General features: G+C 72.0%; 19 protein-coding genes and 1 pseudogene. 15 read left to right on the top strand and 5 right to left on the bottom strand.

Translation table 11 applies throughout. The features are described from left to right. Positions 1–368 precede the first annotated feature (368 nt). The gene (locus ABFJ78_RS20155; protein ID WP_436388407.1) at positions 369–1325 is read right to left on the bottom strand and encodes an NADP-dependent oxidoreductase; all 957 of its coding nucleotides are present in this window, start codon (positions 1323–1325) and stop codon (positions 369–371) included. Between the two features lie 92 nt (positions 1326–1417). On the opposite strand from ABFJ78_RS20155, the gene ABFJ78_RS20150 reads away from it, so the two are divergent. Next, complete coding sequence (locus ABFJ78_RS20150) at positions 1418–2011, top strand: TetR/AcrR family transcriptional regulator (RefSeq protein ID WP_436387911.1); 594 nt, start codon at positions 1418–1420, stop codon at positions 2009–2011. 53 nt (positions 2012–2064) lie between these two features. On the opposite strand, the pseudogene ABFJ78_RS20145 reads toward ABFJ78_RS20150, so the two are convergent. Further along, positions 2065–2187, bottom strand: a pseudogene (locus ABFJ78_RS20145) (hypothetical protein); the annotation flags it as partial. Positions 2188–2262: 75 nt separating this feature from the next. Continuing rightward, positions 2263–3057, bottom strand: coding sequence for an IclR family transcriptional regulator domain-containing protein (locus ABFJ78_RS20140; protein WP_436387910.1), 795 nt, complete (start codon positions 3055–3057; stop codon positions 2263–2265). 110 nt (positions 3058–3167) lie between these two features. On the opposite strand from ABFJ78_RS20140, the gene ABFJ78_RS20135 reads away from it, so the two are divergent. The 6 genes from ABFJ78_RS20135 (at position 3168) to ABFJ78_RS20110 (ending at position 8088) form a co-directional block, all read left to right on the top strand. Further along, on the top strand, positions 3168–3725 hold the full coding sequence (locus ABFJ78_RS20135; protein ID WP_436387909.1) for a flavin reductase family protein: 558 nt from the start codon (positions 3168–3170) through the stop codon (positions 3723–3725). 21 nt (positions 3726–3746) lie between these two features. Beyond that, positions 3747–5303 carry a 4-hydroxyphenylacetate 3-hydroxylase family protein gene (locus tag ABFJ78_RS20130; RefSeq protein WP_436387908.1) on the top strand — a complete coding sequence of 519 codons (1557 nt, stop codon included), beginning with the start codon at positions 3747–3749 and terminating at the stop codon, positions 5301–5303. A gap of 13 nt (positions 5304–5316) precedes the next feature. Further along, complete coding sequence (gene catA / locus ABFJ78_RS20125; protein ID WP_436387907.1) at positions 5317–6165, top strand: catechol 1,2-dioxygenase; 849 nt, start codon at positions 5317–5319, stop codon at positions 6163–6165. Between the two features lie 60 nt (positions 6166–6225). Next, the gene (locus tag ABFJ78_RS20120; RefSeq protein ID WP_436387906.1) at positions 6226–7344 is read left to right on the top strand and encodes a muconate/chloromuconate family cycloisomerase; all 1119 of its coding nucleotides are present in this window, start codon (positions 6226–6228) and stop codon (positions 7342–7344) included. A gap of 1 nt (position 7345) precedes the next feature. Then, positions 7346–7621: a muconolactone Delta-isomerase gene (locus ABFJ78_RS20115; protein WP_436387905.1), complete on the top strand. Its 276-nt coding sequence runs from the start codon at positions 7346–7348 to the stop codon at positions 7619–7621. Between the two features lie 242 nt (positions 7622–7863). Further along, positions 7864–8088, top strand: a complete 225-nt coding sequence (locus ABFJ78_RS20110; protein WP_436387904.1) for a TetR/AcrR family transcriptional regulator C-terminal ligand-binding domain-containing protein — start codon at positions 7864–7866, stop codon at positions 8086–8088. Between the two features lie 134 nt (positions 8089–8222). Here ABFJ78_RS20110 and ABFJ78_RS20105 read toward each other — a convergent pair whose 3' ends face one another. Further along, positions 8223–9887: an AMP-binding protein gene (locus ABFJ78_RS20105; protein ID WP_436387903.1), complete on the bottom strand. Its 1665-nt coding sequence runs from the start codon at positions 9885–9887 to the stop codon at positions 8223–8225. A 71-nt stretch (positions 9888–9958) separates the two neighbouring features. Then, complete coding sequence (locus ABFJ78_RS20100) at positions 9959–10579, bottom strand: TetR/AcrR family transcriptional regulator (protein ID WP_436387902.1); 621 nt, start codon at positions 10577–10579, stop codon at positions 9959–9961. A 69-nt stretch (positions 10580–10648) separates the two neighbouring features. Here ABFJ78_RS20100 and ABFJ78_RS20095 point away from each other — a divergent pair, with 69 nt between their 5' ends. The 8 genes from ABFJ78_RS20095 to ABFJ78_RS20060 all read left to right on the top strand — a co-directional run bounded on the left by ABFJ78_RS20095 (position 10649) and on the right by ABFJ78_RS20060 (position 21525). Next, positions 10649–11800, top strand: coding sequence for an acyl-CoA dehydrogenase family protein (locus ABFJ78_RS20095; protein WP_436387901.1), 1152 nt, complete (start codon positions 10649–10651; stop codon positions 11798–11800). 8 nt (positions 11801–11808) lie between these two features. Next, complete coding sequence (locus ABFJ78_RS20090; protein ID WP_436387900.1) at positions 11809–13365, top strand: AMP-binding protein; 1557 nt, start codon at positions 11809–11811, stop codon at positions 13363–13365. Then, positions 13362–14960, top strand: coding sequence for an acyl-CoA carboxylase subunit beta (locus ABFJ78_RS20085; protein WP_436387899.1), 1599 nt, complete (start codon positions 13362–13364; stop codon positions 14958–14960). Before ABFJ78_RS20090 ends, ABFJ78_RS20085 begins: the two co-directional genes overlap by 4 nt. A 5-nt stretch (positions 14961–14965) precedes the next feature. Continuing rightward, entirely contained in the window at positions 14966–16921 is a 1956-nt protein-coding gene (locus tag ABFJ78_RS20080; RefSeq protein WP_436387898.1) for an acetyl/propionyl/methylcrotonyl-CoA carboxylase subunit alpha, read from the top strand. Continuing rightward, positions 16918–17661: an enoyl-CoA hydratase/isomerase family protein gene (locus ABFJ78_RS20075; protein ID WP_436387897.1), complete on the top strand. Its 744-nt coding sequence runs from the start codon at positions 16918–16920 to the stop codon at positions 17659–17661. The genes ABFJ78_RS20080 and ABFJ78_RS20075 overlap by 4 nt, the downstream gene beginning before the upstream one ends. A gap of 1 nt (position 17662) precedes the next feature. Further along, positions 17663–18454, top strand: coding sequence for a TIGR03084 family metal-binding protein (locus ABFJ78_RS20070; protein WP_436387896.1), 792 nt, complete (start codon positions 17663–17665; stop codon positions 18452–18454). Beyond that, positions 18451–20205 carry an acyclic terpene utilization AtuA family protein gene (locus ABFJ78_RS20065; protein WP_436387895.1) on the top strand — a complete coding sequence of 585 codons (1755 nt, stop codon included), beginning with the start codon at positions 18451–18453 and terminating at the stop codon, positions 20203–20205. The genes ABFJ78_RS20070 and ABFJ78_RS20065 overlap by 4 nt, the downstream gene beginning before the upstream one ends. Before the next feature lie 378 nt (positions 20206–20583). Then, the gene (locus ABFJ78_RS20060; RefSeq protein ID WP_436387894.1) at positions 20584–21525 is read left to right on the top strand and encodes an RNA polymerase sigma-70 factor; all 942 of its coding nucleotides are present in this window, start codon (positions 20584–20586) and stop codon (positions 21523–21525) included. Positions 21526–21602 lie beyond the last annotated feature (77 nt).

Below are 21602 nucleotides of genomic sequence, written 5' to 3'. Positions count from 1 at the left end.
TCTTCTCGCCCGGCTTTCGCGATGACGTCGCTCATGTCGCCGAACCGCGCGGCGGCGCGGTCGACGGCGCCTTCGCAGGCCCACCAGGAACTCCCGGTACAGCTCCTGAACCGTCGGCTTGGCGCTCTGCCGGGCCACCGGCGCCGAGGCCGGCCCCGACTCGCCGCCGCCGGTCAGCGCCAGCAGGCCGCCTTTCGCGCACGGGTCGAGGACGGGCTGACGCCGTGCGCGAAATGCCCGGCTGCGGGCGGCTGTTCAGCCCGGACGTCAGACAGTCCGCACTGCACCGAGCCCGGGCAGGGGAGTGCGTTTCGGCGACGGCCGGCGCGATCGACGCCCGGCGGCTCCCAAGGTGTCGACCGCGGTTCTCAGAGGTCGATGACGACCTTGCCGTGCACGTGGCGTCCCGCCTGGAGTTCGGCCGCGGCGCGGATCCGCTCGATCGGGAAGGTGGCCGCGATCGGCACCCGGATCCGGCCCGCCGCGACCAGGCGGGCGATTTCCTCGAGGGCGCCGGGGGTCGTGGTGGCGCCGTTCGCCGACGTGATCCCGTCGACCTGGGCGGCGATGAGGGTGATGCGCTCGTCGGGCACGCCGAGTTCGCGGCCCACCCGGACCGTGTCCGTGCCGTGCAGGTCCATGACCGCGGTGACGCCGCCGGGGGCCAGCGCGCGGACCCGGTCGGCCAGGCCGTCGCCGTAGGTGACCGGTTCGGCCCCGAGGTCGCGCAGGGCGTCGGCCGAGGTGGCCGAGCCCGTCCCGATCACCCGTGCGCCCGCGAGGCGGGCGAGCTGGACGGCGAACACGCCCACCCCGCCGCCCGCGCCGCCGATGAGCACCGTGTCCTGCGGACCCGGGTCGACCACGGCGAGCGCCGCGGCGGCCGTCCGGCCCGCGATGGCCAAGGTGGCCGCGGTGCGGTCGTCGACGCCGTCGGGCGTGTGGAGCGCCTCGCCGCCCCGCGCGATGGTCCCCGCCACGTCCACGAGGACGTGGTCGGCGACCGCGCGGGACAGCACGCCGCCGAACACCCGGTCACCGGCCGCGAACCCGGTCACACCGGGACCGACCTGATCCACGATCCCGGCGTAGTCGGTGCCGAACCCGCACGGCAGGCTCAGGCCGAAGCGCGCGGCGGTTTCCGCGTCGGAGGTCATGAACCAGTCCATCGGGTTCAAGCCGGCCGCGGTGACCCGCACGCGAATCTGCCCCGGCCCGGGGTGCGGCACGGGGACCTCGCGGACGCCCAAGGCCTCGGGTCCGCCGAAGGCCTCGAACCGGACCGCCCGGCCCGTGGCCGCCGAGGTGACGTCGGGTTCTTTCAAGCTCACTTGTTCTCCTGGAGCGGCTCGTGAAGCAGTAAACGGACTATGCTTCGGTTACTGTCGAGCCTAGCACAAGTGGAGCGTGATCCGTTTTGGCTGCCGCAGAGCCCCGCCGACCGCGGGCGGACGCGACCCGCAACCGCCAGCAGCTGCTGGACGTGGCGACGCGCATGTTCGCCTCGGCCGAGGACGAGCCGTCGATGCGCGCGATCGCCCAGGAAGCCGGGGTCGGCATCGCCACCCTCTACCGGCACTTCCCGACCCGGGAGTCACTGGTCGACGCGGTCTACCGGGACCAGGTTTCGCGGCTCACCACCGGGGCCCGCGAGCTGCTCGCCCGGCTCGACCCACCCGCAGCGCTGCGCCGCTGGATGGACCTGTTCGGGGACTGGATCGCGACCAAGAACGGGATGCTCGACACGCTGCTCGCGATGGTCGAATCGGGCGAGATCGCCCACGCCGACACCCGGACCGAGCTGCTCACGGCCATCGACGGCATCCTCGAAGCCGGCCGCGCGAGCGGGGAACTGCGCGCCGACGTCCCCGCCGGGGACATCGCCGCCGCGCTCATCGGCATCTTCACCGTGGCCGGGGCGCCCGAGCACGAAGCGATGGCGGCTCGCCTGCTGGACCTCCTGATGGACGGACTCCGGCCGGGCCCGGCGTCGTCGTCGGCGGATTCCTGACGCCGCCGCCCCGCCCGCCGACGAGCAGCCGGCAATCGGAGACCGGGATCGTCGCGGGCGGCGCCCACGACGTTGAGCAGAGCCCGTCCTCGCGTGCTGGACAGGGCGGCGGCGAGCGACTCGAGGAAGTCGACGAGGTCGGCTTCGATGTCGCCCGTATCGGGCAAGGGAGCCACGTCGGCGCTGAAGGCGGGGAGTGCGTCGGCGACCAGCGTGGTGCGGTCGCACTCCGCACCGAGCCGGCTTCGCGTCTAAAAGAACCCTTCGCGGCCGGCGCCGGGCGGGACGCGGTGCCCGAGGTCGGCGCTGATCCGCGCCGCCGTCCGGACCACCAGCGGCACGACCTCCTGGCGCAGCTTGCCGACGTCCGACCGGCCGCTCGAGGTCGACGACGCCAGCGCCGCCACCACCGCGCCGCTCGCGTCGCGGACCGGGGCCGACACCGAGAGCAGGCCGTCCTCCAGCTCCTCGGCGACCAGTGACCAGCCCTGGTCCTGGACCGTTCGCAGCGCCTTCCGGAAGTCGCCTTCGCCGGTGATCGTCCGCGCGGTGAACCGCGGCAGCCCGGCCGCGACGACCTCGTCCACCAGCGCCGGCGGCGCCCAGGCCAGCAGGACCCGGCCCATCGATGTCGCGTGTGCAGGCACGCGCGTGCCGATCGAGACGTTGATGCTCATGATCCGCCGCACCGGGACGCGGGCGACGTAGACGACCTCGGCGCCGTCCAGCGCGGCCAGTGACGCCGATTCGCCGGTTTCCTCGGCGAGGCTCAGCAGGCGCGGCTGGGCGATCTCGATCATGCCGTGCGAGGCCGAGTAGTGCTGGCCGATGCTGAGCACGCGCGGGGTCAGCGACCAGCGCGGCCCGTCGCCGCGGACGTACCCGAGCCGTTGCAGCGTCAGGAGAATCCGCCGGACGGCCGGACGGGACAGGCCGGTCGCGGACGCCAGTTCGGCGAGCGTCGGGTTCGCGCGCTCGGCGTCGAACGCCATCAGCACGGCGAAGCCCCGCTCGATGCTCTGGATGTGGTCGCGGTCGGTCTCCATCGCCTCATCTTTCCGCACCCGGCTTGACAACACGGACGCGCCGGGGGAGCCTCCTTAACGTGTCCGCATAGCGTTCAGCATGTACGCACAGCGTACAGGAGGTAAGAGCAATGACGCTCGATCAACGCGAAGTCCGTAACGCCTTCGGCCGCTTCGCCACCGGCGTCACGGTCGTGACCTGCCGCAACGAGCAGGGCGAGCCGCACGGTGCGACGGTCAACGCCTTCACCGCCGTCTCGCTGGAACCCGCCCTGTGCCAGGTGACGCTGACCCGCAAGTCGAAGGCCTGCCGCTACCTCGACGGCGCCCCGTTCGCCGTGAACGTCCTCGCCGCGGACCAGCTCGACACGGCCTGGCACTTCGCCGGCCGCCCGCAGGACCGGGCGCCGGCGTGGGCCGAAGGCGTCCTCGCCCCGGTGCTGACCGGCACCGCGGCCACCATCTCGTGCCGCCCGTGGCGGCTCTACGACGGCGGTGACCACCTCATCGTCGTCGGCGAGGTCGAACACCTGGAAACCAGCGACGCCGACCCGTTGCTGTTCTTCGCCGGCGGGTTCCGCGAACTCGGCCCGCGCGGCCACGCCCACTGGTCGGCCTCGGTCGACTGCCCCGACCTCGGCTGGTTCGGCTCGGCCGCCGAATTCGCCCCCCTCACCGCAGCTTCCTAGAAACCGACGAAGGGCTCATCGATGAGCATCCAAGAGCAGGACGCGCCCGCGAAGGTGCGCACCACCCGGCCGATGACCGGCGACGAGTACGTCGAGTCCATCCGCGACGGCCGGGAGGTGTTCATCTACGGCGACAAGGTCGACGACGTCACCACGCACCCAGCGTTCCGCAACTCGGTCCGGATGACCGCGCGCCTCTACGACGCCTTGCACGACCCGGACCGGCAGTCCGTGCTCACCGCGCCGACCGACACCGGCAGCAGCGGCTTCACCCACCCGTTCTTCCGGACGCCGAGGTCCAAAGAGGACCTGTTCGCCGACCGCGACGCGATCGTCGCCTGGGCGCGGATGACCTACGGCTGGATGGGCCGCAGCCCGGACTACAAGGCCGCGTTCCTCGGCACGCTCGGCGCGAACTCCGACTTCTACGAGCCCTTCGCCGACAACGCCCGGCGCTGGTACACCGAGTCACAGGAAAAGGTCCTCTACTGGAACCACGCGATCATCAACCCGCCGGTGGACCGCGACCGCAACCCCGACGACGTCAAGGACCTGTTCATCCACGTCGAAGAGGAGCGTGACGACGGCCTGATCGTTTCGGGCGCCAAGGTCGTCGCGACCGGCTCGGCCATCACCAACTACAACTTCATCGCCCACTACGGCCTGCCGATCAAGAAGCGCGAGTTCGCGCTCGTCTGCACGGTGCCGATGGGCGCGCCGGGCATGAAGCTGATCTGCCGCAACTCCTACTCGAACGTCGCGGACAAGACGGCGAGCCCGTTCGACTACCCGCTTTCGAGCCGGTTCGACGAGAACGACACGATCTTCATCCTCGACAAGGTGAAGATCCCGTGGGAAAACGTCTTCATCTACGGCGACGCCGAGAAGGCGAGCACGTTCTTCCCCGGCTCGGGCTTCCTGCACCGCTTCACCTTCCACGGCGTCGCGCGGCTGGCGGTCAAGCTCGACTTCATCGCCGGGCTGCTGATGAAGGGCGTCGAAGTCACCGGCACCAAGGACTTCCGCGGCATCCAGACCCGCGTCGGCGAGGTCATCGGCTGGCGCAACCTCTTCTGGGCGCTCTCGGACGCGATGGCCGCCAACCCGGACGGGTGGAAGAACGGCGCGGTCCTGCCGCACCTGGACTACGGCCTCGCCTACCGCTGGTTCATGACGCTCGGCTACCCGCGCATCCGCGAGATCATCATGCAGGACCTCGGGTCCGCGCTGATCTACCTGCCGTCGTCGGCGAAAGACTTCTCCGCACCGGAAATCCGGCCGTACCTCGACCAGTACGTGCGCGGCTCCAACGGCTACAGCGCCGTCGAGCGCGTCAAGCTGATGAAGCTGATCTGGGACTCCATCGGCAGCGAATTCGGCGGCCGGCACGAACTCTACGAGCGCAACTACTCCGGCAACCACGAGGGCGTGCGCGCCGAGCTGCTTTTCGCGTCCCAGCAGTCCGGCTCGGCCGAAGCGATGAAGGGCTTCGCCGAGCAGTGCATGGCCGAGTACGACCTGGACGGCTGGACCGTACCCGACCTCTACAACCCCGGCGCCACCTCCCTTTCCCGCTGACGAAGGACCGGCCATGACCACCACCGAACACCACGCACCCACCGCGGCGGGCTCGGGCAGCTCCGCCAGCGCCGCCTTCCGCGCGGCCGCCCGGACCACGCAGGACGTGCCGCCCGAGCGCGTCGACGAAGTCGCCCGCGCCGTGCTGCACGGCGTCCACCAGGCCATCCGCGACCACGACGTCACCTACGCGGAGTTCCAGGCCGCGAAGCAGTGGCTGATGGACGTCGGCGAAGGCGGTGAGTGGCCGCTGTTCCTCGACGTGTTCGTCGAGCACGTCGTCGAGGAGGTCGCCGCCCGGACCCAGGACGGGACGAAGGGCAGCATCCAGGGCCCGTACTACCTGCCGGACCAGGAGAAGCTGCCGTGGCAGACGGCGCTGCCGATGCGATCCGGCGAAAAGGGGACCCCGCTGGTCTTCGCCGGGCAGGTCCGCGATCTCGACGGCAATCCCGTGGCCGGCGCGGAACTCGACATCTGGCACGCCGACGACGACGGCTACTACTCGGGTTTCGCGCCGGACATCCCCGCCGGAAACCTGCGGGGCGTCGTCGTGAGCAACGGCGAGGGCCGGTTCGAGATCGCCACGATCCAGCCCGCGCCGTACCAGATCCCGACCGACGGACCGACCGGCAAGCTCGTCGCCGCCGCCGGGTGGCACGCGTGGCGGCCCGCGCACCTGCACCTGATGGTGCGCGCGCCGGGCCATCGCACGATCACCACGCAGCTGTACTTCCAGGGCGGGGAGTGGCTCGACAGCGACGTCGCCGAAGCCACCAAACCGGAGCTCGTGCTCGACCCGCGGCCGGCCGGCGACGGCGGCCTGCGCGCGACCTACGACTTCGTGCTCGAACGCGCCTGACAGCCACGCCGGCCGGGCCCCCGCGGGGCCCGGCCCGGCTCTTCCCCGGAACGAGGAGACATGACAGACCTGGCGATCGAGCGCGTCGAAACGGTGCTGCTGGACGTGCCCCTGCGCCGGCCGCACCGCTTCGCCCGCACCGGCATGGCCGCGCAGCCGGTGCTGCTGGTGTTCGTCCACACCCGTGGCGGCACCGTCGGGGTGGGCGAGGGTGTGGTTCCCGGCGGTCCGTGGTGGGGTGGCGAGTCGGTGGAAACCATGGCGCTGGTCGTGGAGCGGTACTTCACGCCGGTCCTGCTCGGCCGGTGTGTCGACGACGTCGCCGGGATCCAGCGCGACCTCGCCGACGTCGTCGCGGCCAACCTCTACGCCAAGGCCGCCGTCGAGGTGGCCCTGCACGACGCGTGGGCCCGCGCGCTCGGCGTGCCGATCCACACGCTGCTGGGCGGTCTCGCGCGCCGGTCGGTGCCGGTGACCTGGGCGCTGGGCACCGAGCCGGCGCCGGTGGTTGCCGACGAAGCCCTCGCGAAGCTCGACGCCGGGCACAAGAGCTTCAAGCTCAAGATGGGTGCCCTCGACCCGGCCGAAGACGTCGCTCGGGTGTGCGCGGTGGCGGAAAAGCTGGTCGGGGTGGCGAGCGTGCGGGTGGACCTCAACGCGCGCTGGGACCTGCTGACGTCGCTGAAGCACCTGCCGCGGCTGGCGGACGCGGGCGTCGACCTCGTCGAACAGCCGGTGCCGGGCGCGGAGGTCGAAGCGCTGGCCGAGATCAACCGTGCGCTGCGGATCCCGGTGATGGCCGACGAAAGCCTGCGCACCCCGGGCGAAGCGCTGGCGCTGGCCAAGGCCCGCGCGGCCGACGTGTTCTCACTGAAGACGACGAAGTCCGGCGGCCTGCGCGCGACGCGGGCCATCGCCGAGGTCGCCGCCGCGGCCGGGATCCCGTGCCACGCGGGCACGTCCATCGAAAGCCCGGTCGGGACGGCCGCCACGCTCCAGCTGGCCTGCGCGACCCCGGCGGTGACGTGGGGGAGCGAGCTGTTCGGGCCGCTGCTGATGAGCGAAGAGCTGCTGACGGCGCCGTTGCGCTACGACGGCGGCGAGCTGCACCTGCCGGACGGCCCCGGCCTGGGCATCGACCTCGACCTGGCGGCCGTGCGCCGCCTGGAAAGGCGCTGACATGCTGTTCCACGTGCGGATGGACGTCTCGATCCCGCCCGGGGTCGACGTCACCGACCGGGTCGCCGCCGAAAAGGCCCGCGCGCTGGAGCTCCAGCGCGCGGGCGTGTGGGTGCACCTGTGGCGGATCGTGGGGCGCTACAGCAACTTCAGCGTCTTCGACGTCGCTTCGAACGACGAGCTGCACGGCATTCTCTCGGCCCTGCCGCTGTACCCGTTCATGAAGATCGACGTCACCCCGCTGGCCACGCACCCCTCGGACCTGGCCGCGCAGTAGGCGACTGGCTGTTCGCCCCGCTGGGCCGATCGCACATCCGAGGCCTTCCAGGACCGGGCGCAGGATCACCACGAAAAGCCGATCGACCTCGACGCGGTGCAGCACGTCCACGCCGGGCGACCGTCGGCCGCGCTCAACTCTGCCACCATCCCTGGTGCCGTCGCCGTCCGCGTCGCCGCAACCGGTGTCAGGCTGGTCGTTCAGCGGGCCAAACGGTGTCGAGCCAGTCGAAGGTGCGCTGGTTGAACAGGAACGTGGCCGCGCCGCGGCGAGCGGCGGCCCGCGCGATCCTGCAGGCCGCGATCGACCGCGGCGAGCTTCCGTCCGGCCTGGATGTGGAGCTGGGCATCGATCCGCTGATCGCACCGCTGGCGTTCCGGATGCTCGTGCTCAAGGGGGGCGACAATGAGTACTCGGAAACGCTGACGCGAGCGATCGAGGCGGCGCTGAAGGCGACGGCGTCGTGAGCCGCGGGCGCTGCCCCGCATGCCGGCGTTCGCCGGGAGTACCCGGGCGCCCGGCACGAGATCCTCAACGAGACGAACCGGGCCGACCCGACGGTGAGCCGGTTCCGGCCGGCAACGACCTCGGCCGCGCGACCCTAGCGGTACAGATCCGCGTGCCGGGCACGCAGCTTGTACTTGAGGACCTTTCCCCCGACGGTTTCGGGCAGCGCGTCGGCGAAGATGACCGCTTTCGGGGTCTCATAGCCCGCCAGGCGCGCCCTGCAGTGCGCGAGCAGGTCGGTCTCCGCCGGCTCGGCGCCCGGCCGCGGGACGACGACGGCCGTGACCGCCTCGCCCCAGTGCTCGTGCGCCAGCCCGATCACCGCCGCGCGCAGGACGTCGGGGTGCTCGTGCAGCACCGCTTCGACGCGCATGCTGGAGACGTTTTCCCCGCCCGTCTTCACGATGTCCTTGTAGCGGTCGACCATCACGCGCAAGCCGTCCTCGTCCACCACCGCCGAGTCGCCGGAGTGGAACCAGCCGCCGCGGAACGCCTCCCGGGTCGCGGCCGCGTCGCGGTAGTAGCCGGCGGTCATGACCGGTGACCGGTAGACGGCTTCCCCCGGCGTGCCGCGGACCGGTTCGCCGAGCTCGTCGACGACGTCCGAGGCGAGCAGGCCGCTCGGCACGCCGACGTAGTTCATCGCGGGAGCCGTGCGGGCGTGGACCTCGGGCCACGCGCTCGGCCAGAACCGGTGGCAGGCGATGGCTTCGGTCTGGCCGAAGATCCCGACCGCGACGAACCCCGGCGCAGTCCGGGCTTCGAGCCGGCGCAGGAGGGCGGGGGACAGGGCGCCCCAGCCGTAGACGAGTGCCGTCAGCGAAGTCAGGTCCAGGTCCGGGTGCGCGTCGAACTCGTCGGCCAGCGCGGCCACGAACTGCGGCGAGCCGGCCCAGACCGCCGTCGCGCGGGACCGGCCGAGTGCCGCGGCGACCGGGCCGGGCGCGGGACGGCGGCCGAGCGTGAGCGTGCCGCCGGCGAAGAACGTCGAGTACGTGAACAGCGCGTCGCCGACGTGGTAGATCATCGGCAGGAACGTGCAGACCCGCAGGTCGGCCTCGTGGCGCAGGCCGCGCGTGAGCGACAGCGCGAAGTTCAGCCCGGCGAGGTGGACGTAGCTGTGGGACAGCATCACGCCCTTCGGCAGCGCGGTGGTGCCGGAAGTGAACAGCAGCTGGAAGATGTCGTCGCCGTGGATCTCGACGTCCGGCTCGGTGACCGGGTGCCCGTCGAGGAAGGCGCCGAACGACGGGCTGTCCGCGACCGGGCCGCCGCCGACCGTGATGGTGGCGCCGACGCGCAGATCCGCGACGCCTTCCAGCCGTGGCCACAGTTCCGCGTCGACGATCGCCAGCCGGGGCTCGGTCAGGCGGACGAGGTGGGTGAGGACGTCGGGGGCGAGGCCCGGGTTCAGCGGGACGGCGACCAGGCCCGCCTTGGCGATCCCGATCTTGGCCAGGAACGCCTCGACGGTGTTCTCGCAGAACAACAGCACGCGGTCGCCGGGGACCAGGCCGGCGGCGGCCAGTGCGTGGGCGAGCTGGTTGGCGGCTTCGTCGGCCTGCCGGTAGGTGACCGCCGCGAATCGCTCTTCACCGTGGGCGCCGTCGGCCGAGGCGAGGGCGACCTGGTCCGGGCGGCTCCAGGTGAGGCGTTCGAAGACGTCGCCGATCGACGTGCGCTCCCAGCGGTGCACGGCGCGGCGGCCGCGCAGGGTCTCGACGTCGATCCGGGCTGCGGTGTGGTCGGTCGCGGTCATGCCGGGGCTCCTTCGCCGTCGCTGCCGCCGACCAGCATGCCGTGACTCAGGTCACCGGCGCAAGAAGATAGTTATTCGTCATTCACTGGCGCCGCCGGTGCCCGCGACACTCCCAGGCACGCGTGCGCCATCTCGTCCAGCAGTTCGGCGAGCCGCTCGGACGCGAGGCCGCTGCGGAAGAAGAGCGTGGACTGCACCGCGCCGATCGCCGCGTGCACGGCCAGCCGCAGCTCGCCGTCGGCGAGGTCGGGCCGCAGCGGGGCGAGCACGTGGACCCAGTCCTCGAGGTAGTGGCGCTGCAGCCGCCGCAGCCGCCGCCGCTCGTCTTCGGGGAGGTTGTGGATCTCGCGGTGGTAGACCGCGAGCACGGTGCGGTCCTCGATGGCGACCTGGACATGGTCCCTGATCAGGCCGGACAGCGCGGTTCGGTCGTCCGGGCCGGCGGCGAGGATCGCCGCGGCGCCGTCCTGCAGGCGGCCCATCACGCGGTCGAGCAGCGCGACCAGGATGGCGTCCTTGTTCTCGAAGTGCCGGTAGACGCCGGAGCCCACGATGCCGGCCTCCGCCCCGATGTCGGCCATGCCGATCGCGTGGAACCCGCGCCGCGCGGTGAGCTCGGCGGCGGCGGTCAGGATCCGCTCGCGCCGCTCGGGATCGCGCCGCCTGCGGGTGGCCGGGGGAGTCGTCGTCATCTTGTCATCATCGCAGCCGCGCGCTACGGTGCGCTACTAGTGAATAGTAAATCACTAAGGAGCGTCGGTGTGGACGTGCTCGAAAGCGATGAGACCCGTGACCTCCGCGCCGCGGTGGCCGCCATCGCCGCCCCCTTCGGCGGCCGCTACTACGTCGAGCACGCCCGCGAGGGCCGGGAATGCACCGAGCTGTGGCACGCGCTGGGCGACGCGGGGTTCATCGGCGTCAACATCCCCGAGGAGTACGGCGGGGGCGGCCGCGGCCTGGCCGAGCTGACGGTCGTCATCGAGGAAAGCGCGGCGAAGGGCGCGCCGATCCTGCTGCTCCTGGTCACCGAAGCCATCTCCGCGGAGGTGCTCACCGAGTTCGGGACACCGGAGCAGCGCAAGGAGTGGCTCCCGGGCCTGGCGAGCGGCCGGCGGAAGGTCGTCTTCGCCATCACCGAGCCCGACGCCGGTTCCAACACCCACAAGCTGGCCACCACCGCCCGCCGCGACGGCGACGAGTGGGTGGTCGACGGCGAGAAGTACTACATCTCCGGCGTCGACACCGCCGACGCGCTGCTGCTCGTCGCCCGCACCGGCCGCGATCCCGACGGCCCGGCCCGGCTCTCGCTGTTCCTGGTCCCGGTGGACGCGCCCGGACTCACGGTGACGCGGCTGCCGGTCGACGTCATGCTCCCGGAGCAGCAGTTCACCCTGCGCTTCGACGGCGTGCGGCTGCCCGCCACGGCCCTCGTCGGCGGGGAGGGCGAAGGCTTCCGCCAGGTTTTCCACGGCCTCAACCCCGAACGCATCACCGGCGCCGCGCTCTGCGTCGGCATCGCGCGCTACGCCCTCGAGGTCGCGAGCCGCTACGCGCGGGAACGTACGGTGTGGGACCGCCCGATCGGTGCTCACCAAGGGGTTTCGCACGCCCTCGCGAAGGCCAAGATCGAAACCGAGCTGGCCGCGCTGATGACGCACCGCGCGGCCGCCCTGCACGACCGCGGCCTGCCCGCGGGCGAGGCGTCGAACATGGCCAAGTACGCCGCCGCGGAAGCGGCGCTGGCCGCCGTCGACGCCGCGATCCAGACCCACGGCGGCAACGGCGTCTCGGCGGACTTCGGGCTGCTGCCGTACTGGGGGCTGGCCCGGTTGCTGCGGATCGCCCCGGTGAACCGCGAAATGATCCTCAACTTCGTCGCGCAGCACAGCCTCGGGCTGCCCCGGTCCTATTAGGAGGACTGATGACGGACCACAACCTCGTCCACCGGGTCAACGTCGGCGACGCGCTGACCCGCGTGGCGTTCGCCCGGCCGGAAACCCCGGCCGTCGTCGACGGCGACCGGCGCTGGACCTACGGCGAGTTCGACGCGTGGGTCAACCGGCTCGCGCACGGCCTCACCGCCCGCGGCTACACGACCGGGGATGCCCTCGCCTTGGCCTCGGCCAACAGTGCGGAATTCCTCGCTGTCTACTACGCCTGCGCGAAGCTCGGGCTCGTGTGCGTGCCGATCAACCTGGGCTGGCGCGCCGACGAAGTCGCTTACGTGCTCGGGCATTCGCGAGCTCGCGGCATCGTCGTGGAACGCCAGCTCTTCGAGGTCGTCGCACCCGCGGTGCCCGAGACGGCTGAGGTGATCCTCGCGCCCGGTACCGGCGGTGACGCCGCCGGACCGGACCTCGACGACGTGCTCTCCGACGACACGACCGCACCCGAAGTCGTCGTCGAAGACCGTGCTCCACTGTCCTATTTGTACACATCCGGGACCACCGCGGCGCCGAAAGGCGTCGTCGGCACGCACCTGGCGATCCACCTCGAGTCGATGTCGGCCGCGCTCGACTCGGGCTGGCGCGCCGACGACCGGTTCCTCGCGATGATGCCGATGTTCCACACCGCGCAGCTGAACGCCTTCTGCACGCCCGCGGTCGTCGTCGGCGCCACGATCCACGTCCACCGCGGCTTCGACCCGGAGCGGTTCCTCGACACCATCGAACGCGAAGGCATCACCCAGGTCTTCGGCCTGCCGATGATGTACCGCGCGGCCCTCGACCATCCGTCCTTCGCCGGCCGCGACCTGTCTTCCCTGCGCCGCGCGGTGTACGCGATGGCCCCGATGCCGGAAGCGCAGATCAAGGCGTGCCTCGACGGCTTCCGCTGCGACTTCGCGCTCCTGTTCGGACAGACCGAAATGAGCCCGATCACCACGCTCTTCCGGCCCGAACACCAGCTCTCGCACGTCGGCGCGGTCGGCACGCCGCTCACCGGCGTCCAGGTCGGGATCATGGACCCGGACGGGATCCTGTTGCCGCGCGGCGAGCAGGGCGAGATCGTCTACCGGGCGCCGTCGACCATGCAGGAGTACCTGCGCAATCCCGAGGCGACGGCGGAGGCCTTCCGGCACGGCTGGTTCCACTCCGGCGACGTCGGGTGGTTCGGGCCGGACGGCGTGCTCTGGTTCGCCGACCGGTACAAGGACGTCATCAAGACCGGGGGCGAGAACGTCGCCTCCATCGAGGTGGAGCGCGCGGTCTACGACGCCGAGCCGAACGTTGCCGAGGTCGTGGTGATCGGGCTCCCGCACGAGCGGTGGACCGAGGCCATCACGGCGGTGGTCGTGCCGAAGCCGGGCGCCCGGATCGACGCCGACGACCTGCGGCTGCGGCTGAAGGACCGGCTCGACGGCTACAAGGTCCCCAAGGCCGTGATCGTCACCGACGAGCTGCCGCGCACCTCGACCGGGAAGATCCAGAAGAACGTGGTCCGGGAACGGCACGCCGGGCACTACGGGGGAACCGCATGACCGTCCTCAAGTCCCTGCTCGACGTCTCCGCCGAGAGCTACGCGACCAACCGCAAGGCGCAGCTGGAAGCCCTGGAGCGGTTGGAGGAGCAGCTGGAGCTGGCCATCGGCGGCGGTGGTGAGCGCTACGTCCAGCGGCACCGCGACCGCGGGAAGCTGCCGGTGCGCGAACGGCTGGAACTGCTGCTCGACCCGGACAGCCCGTTCCTCGAACTGTCCGCGCTGGCCGCGTGGGGCACCGACTTCACGGTCGGCGCCTCGGTGCTCACCGGCATCGGCGTGGTGTCCGATGTGGAGTGTGTGGTCATCGGCCACGACCCGACCGTCCGCGGCGGGGCGATGAACCCGTACTCGCTGCGGAAGACGTTGCGCGCACTGGAGATCGCGCGCGTCAACCGGCTCCCGGTGATCAACCTCGTCGAGTCCGGGGGCGCCGACCTGCCCACGCAGGCCGACCTGTTCGTGCCCGCCGGGCGGATCTTCCACGAGCTGACCGAGCTGTCCTCGATGGGCATTCCCACGCTGGCCATCGTGTTCGGCAACTCCACCGCCGGTGGCGCGTACGTGCCCGGCATGTGCGACTACGCGGTGCTCGTCGACCGGCAGGCCAAGGTGTTCCTCGGCGGTCCGCCCCTGGTCAAGATGGCCACCGGCGAGGAGGCGGACGACGAGTCACTGGGCGGTGCGGAGATGCACTCCCGCGTCTCGGGCCTGTCGGACTACTTCGCCGTGGACGAGCGCGACGCCATCCGGCTCGGCCGGCGGGTCATCTCCCGGATCAACTGGCGCAAGCTCGGCCCGGCGCCCCGCCGGAATCCCGAGCCGCCGCGCTACGACGCCGAGGAGATCCTCGGCATCGTGCCGCCGGACCCCAAGGTGCCCTTCGACCCGCGCGAGATCCTGGCCCGCACCGTCGACGGCTCCGACTTCGACGAGTACAAGCCGCTCTACGGCACCTCGCTGGTGACCGGCTGGGCGAGCATCCACGGCTATCCGGTCGGCGTGCTCGCCAACCACCGCGGCGTGCTGTTCAGCGAGGAAGCCAAGAAGGCCAGCGAGTTCATCCTGCTCGCCAACCAGACCGACGTACCGCTGGTGTTCCTGCAGAACACGACCGGCTACATGGTCGGCACGCAGTACGAGCAGGGCGGGATCATCAAGGACGGCGCCAAGATGATCAACGCCGTCACCAACAGCACGGTGCCGCACCTGACGGTCAACATGGCGTCTTCGTTCGGCGCGGGCAACTACGGCATGTCCGGCCGCGCCTACGACCCGCGGCTGATGTTCGCGTGGCCGGGCGCGAAGCTCGCGGTGATGGGCGCGGCCCAGCTCGCCGGGGTGATGTCGATAGTCGGGCGCGCTTCGGCGGCCTCGCAGGGCCGCGAGTTCGACGAAGAGGCCGACCGGAAGCGCACCGCGGCGATCGAGAGCCAGATCGAAAACGAGTCGCACGCATTCGCCGTCACCGCGCGGCTCTACGACGACGGCATCGTCGACCCCCGCGACACCCGTGACGTGCTGGGGATGTCGCTGTCCGCCGTCCACTCCAACCGCGTCGAGGGCCGGCGTGGCTTCGGCGTCTTCCGGATGTGAGGCCGATGATCGCGAAACTGCTGGTCGCCAACCGCGGGGAGATCGCGGCCCGGGTCATGCGCACCGCGCACGACCTCGGCATCGCCACCGTCGCGGTGTACTCCGACCCGGACGCGGGCGCCCCCTTCGTCCGGCTCGCCGACGAGGCGGTCCGGCTGCCCGGCGCCGCGCCGTCCGAGACGTACCTGCGGGGCGACCTCGTCATCGCCGCGGCCCGGGCCACCGGCGCCGACGCGGTCCACCCCGGTTACGGGTTCCTGTCGGAGAACGCCGGGTTCGCCCGCGACTGCGCCGCGGCCGGGCTGACGTTCGTCGGCCCGGCCCCGGAGGTCATCGCCGCGATGGGGTCGAAGATCGAAGCCAAGGCCCTGATGGACGCCGCCGGGGTCCCCGTGTTGCCGGGGGTGACCGTCACCGACGAGACCGACCTCGCCGCGGTGGCCGCGTCCATCGGCTTCCCGGTGCTGGTCAAGGCCGCGTTCGGGGGCGGTGGCCGGGGCATGCGCGTGGTCCACGACTCCGCCGCCCTCGCCGAGGCCGTCGATGGTGCCCGTCGCGAGGCCGCGTCCGCGTTCGGCGACGGAACCGTGTTCCTGGAACGGTTCGTCGTCGACCCGCGGCACGTCGAGGTCCAGATCCTCGGCGACACGCACGGCGAAGTGGTGCACCTGTTCGAGCGGGACTGCTCGATCCAGCGCCGCTACCAGAAGATCGTCGAAGAGTGCCCGTCCCCGGCGGTCGACGACGCCCTGCGCGCCGAACTCGGTTCCGCGGCCGTTGCCGCCGGGAAGGCCATCGGCTACACCGGCGCCGGCACCGTCGAGTTCGTGCTGGACCGCGACGGCCGGTTCTACTTCCTGGAGGTCAACACGCGTCTGCAGGTCGAGCACCCGGTGACCGAGCTGGTCACCGGCCTGGACCTGGTCGAACTGCAGCTGCGCGTCGCCGAGGGGGAGCCGCTGCCGCCCGAGGCCACCGGGGCCCGGATCAGCGGGCACGCGATCGAGGTCCGGCTCTACGCCGAGGACGTCCCGGCCGGGTTCCTGCCCGCCACCGGGACCCTGCACCGGTTCCGCGTCCCCGGGCCGCGGGGCATCCGCGTCGATTCCGGGGTCGTCGACGGCTCGGTCGTCGGCCCGCACTACGACCCGATGCTCGCCAAGGTGATCGCGCACGGCCGCACCCGCCGCGAAGCCGCGCGCACGTTGGCCCGCGTGCTGCGGCACGCCGAACTCCACGGCGTCACGACGAACCGGGACCTCCTTGCCGGCATCCTGGGCGAGGCCGAGTTCCTGGCCGGCCACACGGACACGGGCTACCTGACCCGGCACGATCCCGTCACTCTCGGCGCGCCCGAAGGCGGCGGCGCCCGGCAGGCCGCCGCGGCGGCGCTGGCCCGGCAGGCCCGAAACCGCCGGGACGCGCGGGTGGTGCCGGAGATGCCTTCCGGCTGGCGCAACGTCGGCGGCGTCCCGCAACGGGTGGCGTATCTCAACGGCGGGGAAACCCTGGACGTCGCCTACTCGGTCCGGCGGTCCGGTCTCCGGCTCACGGTCAACGGCGCGCCGCTCGGCGAGTCCGTGCGGCTGATCTCCGCGGCTCCCGACCTGGTAGAGCTGGAGATCGACGGCGTTCACCGCACCTACCGGGTGCACACCGAGGCCGGAACGTCCTATGTGGACGGACCGGACGGTTCGGCGGCACTGGCCGAGGTCCCGCGCTTCGCGGACCCGGACGCCGCCGCGGCCGCCGGGTCGTTGCTCGCCGCGATGCCCGGCGCCGTGGTGCGGGTCCTCGTCGAGGCCGGGGACAGCGTCGTGGCCGGGCAGGCACTCGTGGTCCTGGAGGCGATGAAGATGGAGCACACCGTCACCGCGCCGATCGACGGCTCGGTCGCCGAACTGCGGGTGCGCCACGGCGACCAGGTCGACACCGGCCAAGTGCTGGCGGTGGTGGAGTGATTTCCTACGACGTCCACAATGGAGTCGCCTGGCTGACGATCAACCGCCCCGAAGCGCGCAACGCACTGTCCGAAGAGGTCCGCGACGGGCTCTGGGCGGGCACCCGGCGGTTCGTCGCCAACGACTCGGCCGCGGTGCTCGTGCTGACCGGCGCCGGGGACAAGGCGTTCTGCGCCGGTGGCGACCTCAAGGAGATGGCCGAGACGGCCCTGGAAATCCCGCCGCCGGACTTCCTGCCGCAGTTCGGCCGGAACATCGACGTGCCCAAGCCCACGATCGCCGCGGTCAACGGCGTCGCGTACGCCGGTGGATTCCTGCTGGCCCAGCAGTGCGACCTCGTCGTCGCGGCCGAGCACGCGCGGTTCGCGGTGACCGAGGTGAAGGTCGGCCGGGGCGCGCCGTGGGCGGCCCCGCTGTCCTGGCTGGTGCCACCGCGGGTCGCCCTGGAGATCCTGCTGACCGGCGACCCGCTCGACGCGTACCGGGCGCGGGAGGTCGGGCTGGTCAACGACGTCGTCCCGGCGGCCGAGCTGCGGTCCCGGACCCAGGCGCTCGCCGAGCGGATCGCGGCCAACGCGCCGCTTTCGGTGCGCGCGGCCAAACGGACCGCTTACCTGTCCCGCGTCGACGTCTACGAGCGCGCTGAGGAGATCTGGGCTCCGGTGTACCGCTCGCGGGACGCGCAGGAAGGCCCGGCGGCGTTTCGCGAGAAGCGCCCGCCCGTGTGGGAAGGACGCTGACATGGCCGTCTCACTGGACAGGCTGCTCGACGACCTGCTCGCCGAAGCCGCCGGCGTCGAAACGATGATCGGCCCGCTGGACGACGCCGGGATCGCCCGGCCCACACCCGCCGCCGGGTGGACGATCCGCGACCAGGTCACACACCTCGCGTTCTTCGACGAAGCCGCGACGCGAGCCGCGGTCGATCCCGACGGCTTCCGGCAAGAGGCGTCGGCGTTGATGGCCGGCGGCATGGACTTCCCCGACCGCGTCGCCGCGCGGCACGCGGGACTGACCGCGGCCGAAACCCGAGCGTGGTTCACCCGGGCCCGCGCCGCGTTCGTCACGGCGTTCCGCGGCCGCGACCCGCGGGCCCGGCTGCCCTGGTACGGGCCCGACATGAGCGTGGCTTCTTCGGTCACCGCGCGGATCATGGAAACCTGGGCGCACGGCCAGGACATCGCCGACGCGCTCGGCGTGACCCGCCCGGCCACCGACCGGTTGCGGCACATCGCCCACCTCGGCGTCTCGACGACCGGATTCAGCTTTCGGCTCAACGGCCGCGCGGTGCCGACGACGCCGATCCGCGTGGAGCTGCGCGCCCCGTCCGGTCCACTGTGGACCTGGGGCGACGCGGACGCCGCCGACCGCGTCGAAGGCACCGCGCTCGACTTCTGCCTGACGGTGACCCAGCGCCGGCACGTCGACGACACCGGGCTCGTCGTGACCGGACCGGTGGCCCGCGAGTGGATCGGCATCGCGCAGGCGTTCGCCGGGGCACCCGGGCCCGGCCGCGAACGGAGCCGCGCGTGAGCCGCCCGGTCCGGATCGCGAACTGTTCCGGCTTCTACGGCGACCGCCTCGCCGCGGCGCGGGAGATGGTCGAGGGTGGCCCGATCGACGTCCTCACCGGCGACTACCTCGCCGAGCTGACCATGCTGATCCTCTGGAAGGCGCGCCGGAAGGATTCGGCCGCGGGGTACGCGAAGACGTTCCTCACCCAGCTCGAGCACGTGCTGGGGACGTGCCTGGACCGCGGCATCCGGATCGTGTCCAACGCCGGTGGCCTGAACCCACCGGGGCTGGCCGCCGAGATCGCCGCGCTCGGCGAACGGCTGGGCCTGCACCCGAAGATCGCGTACGTGGACGGCGACGACCTCGTCGACCGGCTCGGAGAGCTGCAGGCGGCCGGACACGACCTGGCCCACCTCGACACCGGCCGCAAGCTCGCCGAAGCCGGGGTGACCCCGGTGACCGCCAACGCCTACCTCGGCGGTTGGGGCATCGCCGAAGCGCTGGCGGCCGACGCCGACGTCGTCGTCACCGGGCGCGTGACCGACGCGTCGCTGGTCGTCGGCCCGGCGGCCTGGTGGCACGGCTGGGCGCCGACGGACTTCGACGCGATCGCCGGCGCCGTGGCCGCGGGCCACGTGATCGAGTGCGGCCCGCAGGCCACCGGCGGCAACTACGCGTTCTTCGAAGAGATCACCGACCGCCGGTACCCGGGTTTCCCGATCGCCGAGGTCGAGGCCGACGGCTCGAGCGTGATCACCAAGCACGACGGCACCGGCGGCCTGGTCTCGGTCGGCACCGTCACCGCGCAGCTGCTGTACGAGATCGCCGAACCGGCCTACGCCGGGCCCGACGCGGTCGCGCACTTCGACACCGTCCGGCTCGGCCAGGCCGGACCCGACCGCGTGCGAATCAGCGGCACGCGCGGCAGCCCGCCCGGCGACCGGCTGAAGGTGGCGCTCAACCACGACGGCGGCTACCGGAACACGATGACGCTGGTGCTCACCGGCACCCGGATCGAGGAGAAGGCCGCGTGGGCCGAGCAGCAGCTGTTCGAGCTGCTGGGCGGCAAGGAGCAGTTCGCCGAGGTCGACGTGACGCTGCTGCGGTTCGACCACCCCGACGCGCCCGTGAACGCCGAAGCCACCGCCCACCTTCGGATCACGGTGAAGGACCCGGACCAGGCCAAGGTGGGCCGCCGCTTCTCGAACACGACGATGGAGCTGGCGCTCGGCGGCTACCCGGGGTTCCACACGACGACCCCGCCGACCGCGGAAAGCGGTTTCGGCGTCTACTGGCCGACCCTGGTCCCGGCGGCCGAGGTCGAGCACCGCGTCACCCTGCCCGACGGCACCCGGCGCGTGATCCCGCACCCACCGTCCGGGCCGGCCGCGACGTACTCCGGCACGGCTGAACCGTCCGTTGTGGCGGGGCCGACCCGCCGGGTGCCGTTGGGAGAGGTGGCTGGTGCGCGGTCCGGCGACAAGGGCGGCAACGCCAACATCGGGCTGTGGACCCGGACCGATGAGGAGTACGCCTGGCTCCGGTCGTTCCTCGACGGCGGCCGCTTCCGGGCTTTGCTGCCCGAGGCGGCCGAACTCGAAGTCCGGCGGTTCGAGCTGCCGAACCTGCGGGCGCTCAACTTCGTCGTGGTCGGGCTCCTCGGTGCGGGAGTCGCCGCGTCGGTCCGGCCCGACCCGCAGGCGAAGGGTCTGGGCGAATACCTGCGCAGCCGCGAGGTCGACGTGCCGGAGACACTGCTGCGCCGGTGAAAGCCGGCCAGGGTGCCGGAATTGCGATGGTTCGGTGGCGCGGTGGCGAAGTGCGGTTCGGCGGCTTCCAGTCGCGGGACCGCGACGCCCAGCCGGCGTGCTTCCGCTAGGCGGCTCGCGGTTCCTCGGCGGCCGGGTCGCTGGGTGCCTCGAAGCTCGTGCGAGCCGCGCCGGAAGCTGCTACGACCTGCGCTTCGACGACTTCGCCCGGCCGGCCGGCGTGGGCACCACACTGCCCGCGGCCGAGGCGTTGGCGACCTTCTTGCGTGGCATGGTCGGTAGCCTCGCCGCCCACCACGGCCTCGCCGGACGCCGGCCACGCTCATGATGCCGGTGCGCGTGACGGTGACCTGAGGACGGCGGTGTTAGCTTGGCACCATGCTGGTGGGCGCGCACGAAGTCGCGGTGTTCGAGAGGGCCAGGCCGCGGTTGGAGGCGATCGCGTACCGCCTGCTGGGGTCGGCCACCGACGCCGAGGACGCGGTGCAGGACACGTTCCTGCGCTGGCAGTCCGCCGACCGGGAGCTCATCGAGACGCCCGAGGCGTGGCTGACGAAGGTGCTCACCAACCTCTGCCTCAACCGGCTCACCGCCGCGCGGGCGAAGCGGGAGACCTACGTGGGCCAGTGGCTGCCCGAGCCCGTCTTCGCCGGCGACCGGATGCTCGGCCCGTCGGACACCGTCGAGCAGCGTGAATCGGTCTCGATCGCGATGCTCACGCTGATGGAACGGCTCTCGGCCAAGGAACGCGTCGTGTACGTGCTGCGTGAGGCGTTCGGCTACGCGCACAGCGAGATCGCCGAGGTGCTCGACCTGACCGAGGCGAACTGCCAGCAGATCTACCGGCGCGCCAAGCAGCACCTGGCCACCGACCGGCGCCGGGTGGCGGTCGACGCGGCCGCGGCCCGCAAGATCGTCGAGGAGTTCCTCGCCGCGGCGCTCAGCGGCCGGACCGACTCGCTGGTCAAGCTGCTGACCGACGACGCGACCAGCGTGGGCGACGGCGGCGGCGTGCTCTTCTCGCTGCCGCGGCCGGTCACCGGTGCGGTGCGGGTGGCGCGGTTCCTGCGCGGGCTGTTCGAGCCCAGCGAAGCCAAGTGGGAGCTGATCGGCGGCAAGCCCGTCCTGTTCGCCGCGGTCGCCAACGGCGTGCCCGCGCTGGTGCTGGTGGTCGGCGACCGGGTCGCCGGCGTCGTCTCGCTGGACGTGACCGCCGACGGCATCGCGGCCGTCCACGCCCAGGTGAACCCCGGCAAGCTCGAACGCGTGGCGCGCGAGTGGGCCGCCGCCGAACACGGGGAGCCGCTCGCCGCCTGGTGACCCGGATCACACCTCACTGCTGTCAGGTTTCGCGCCGCTGCCCGGTTCAGGGAGCGACACACCAGCCGGACAGGAAT

Source organism: Amycolatopsis sp. MEPSY49 (assembly GCF_051337345.1).
In the GTDB taxonomy this organism is placed as follows: Bacteria; Actinomycetota; Actinomycetes; order Mycobacteriales; family Pseudonocardiaceae; genus Amycolatopsis.
This window is presented reverse-complemented; position numbering and strand designations above follow the sequence as displayed.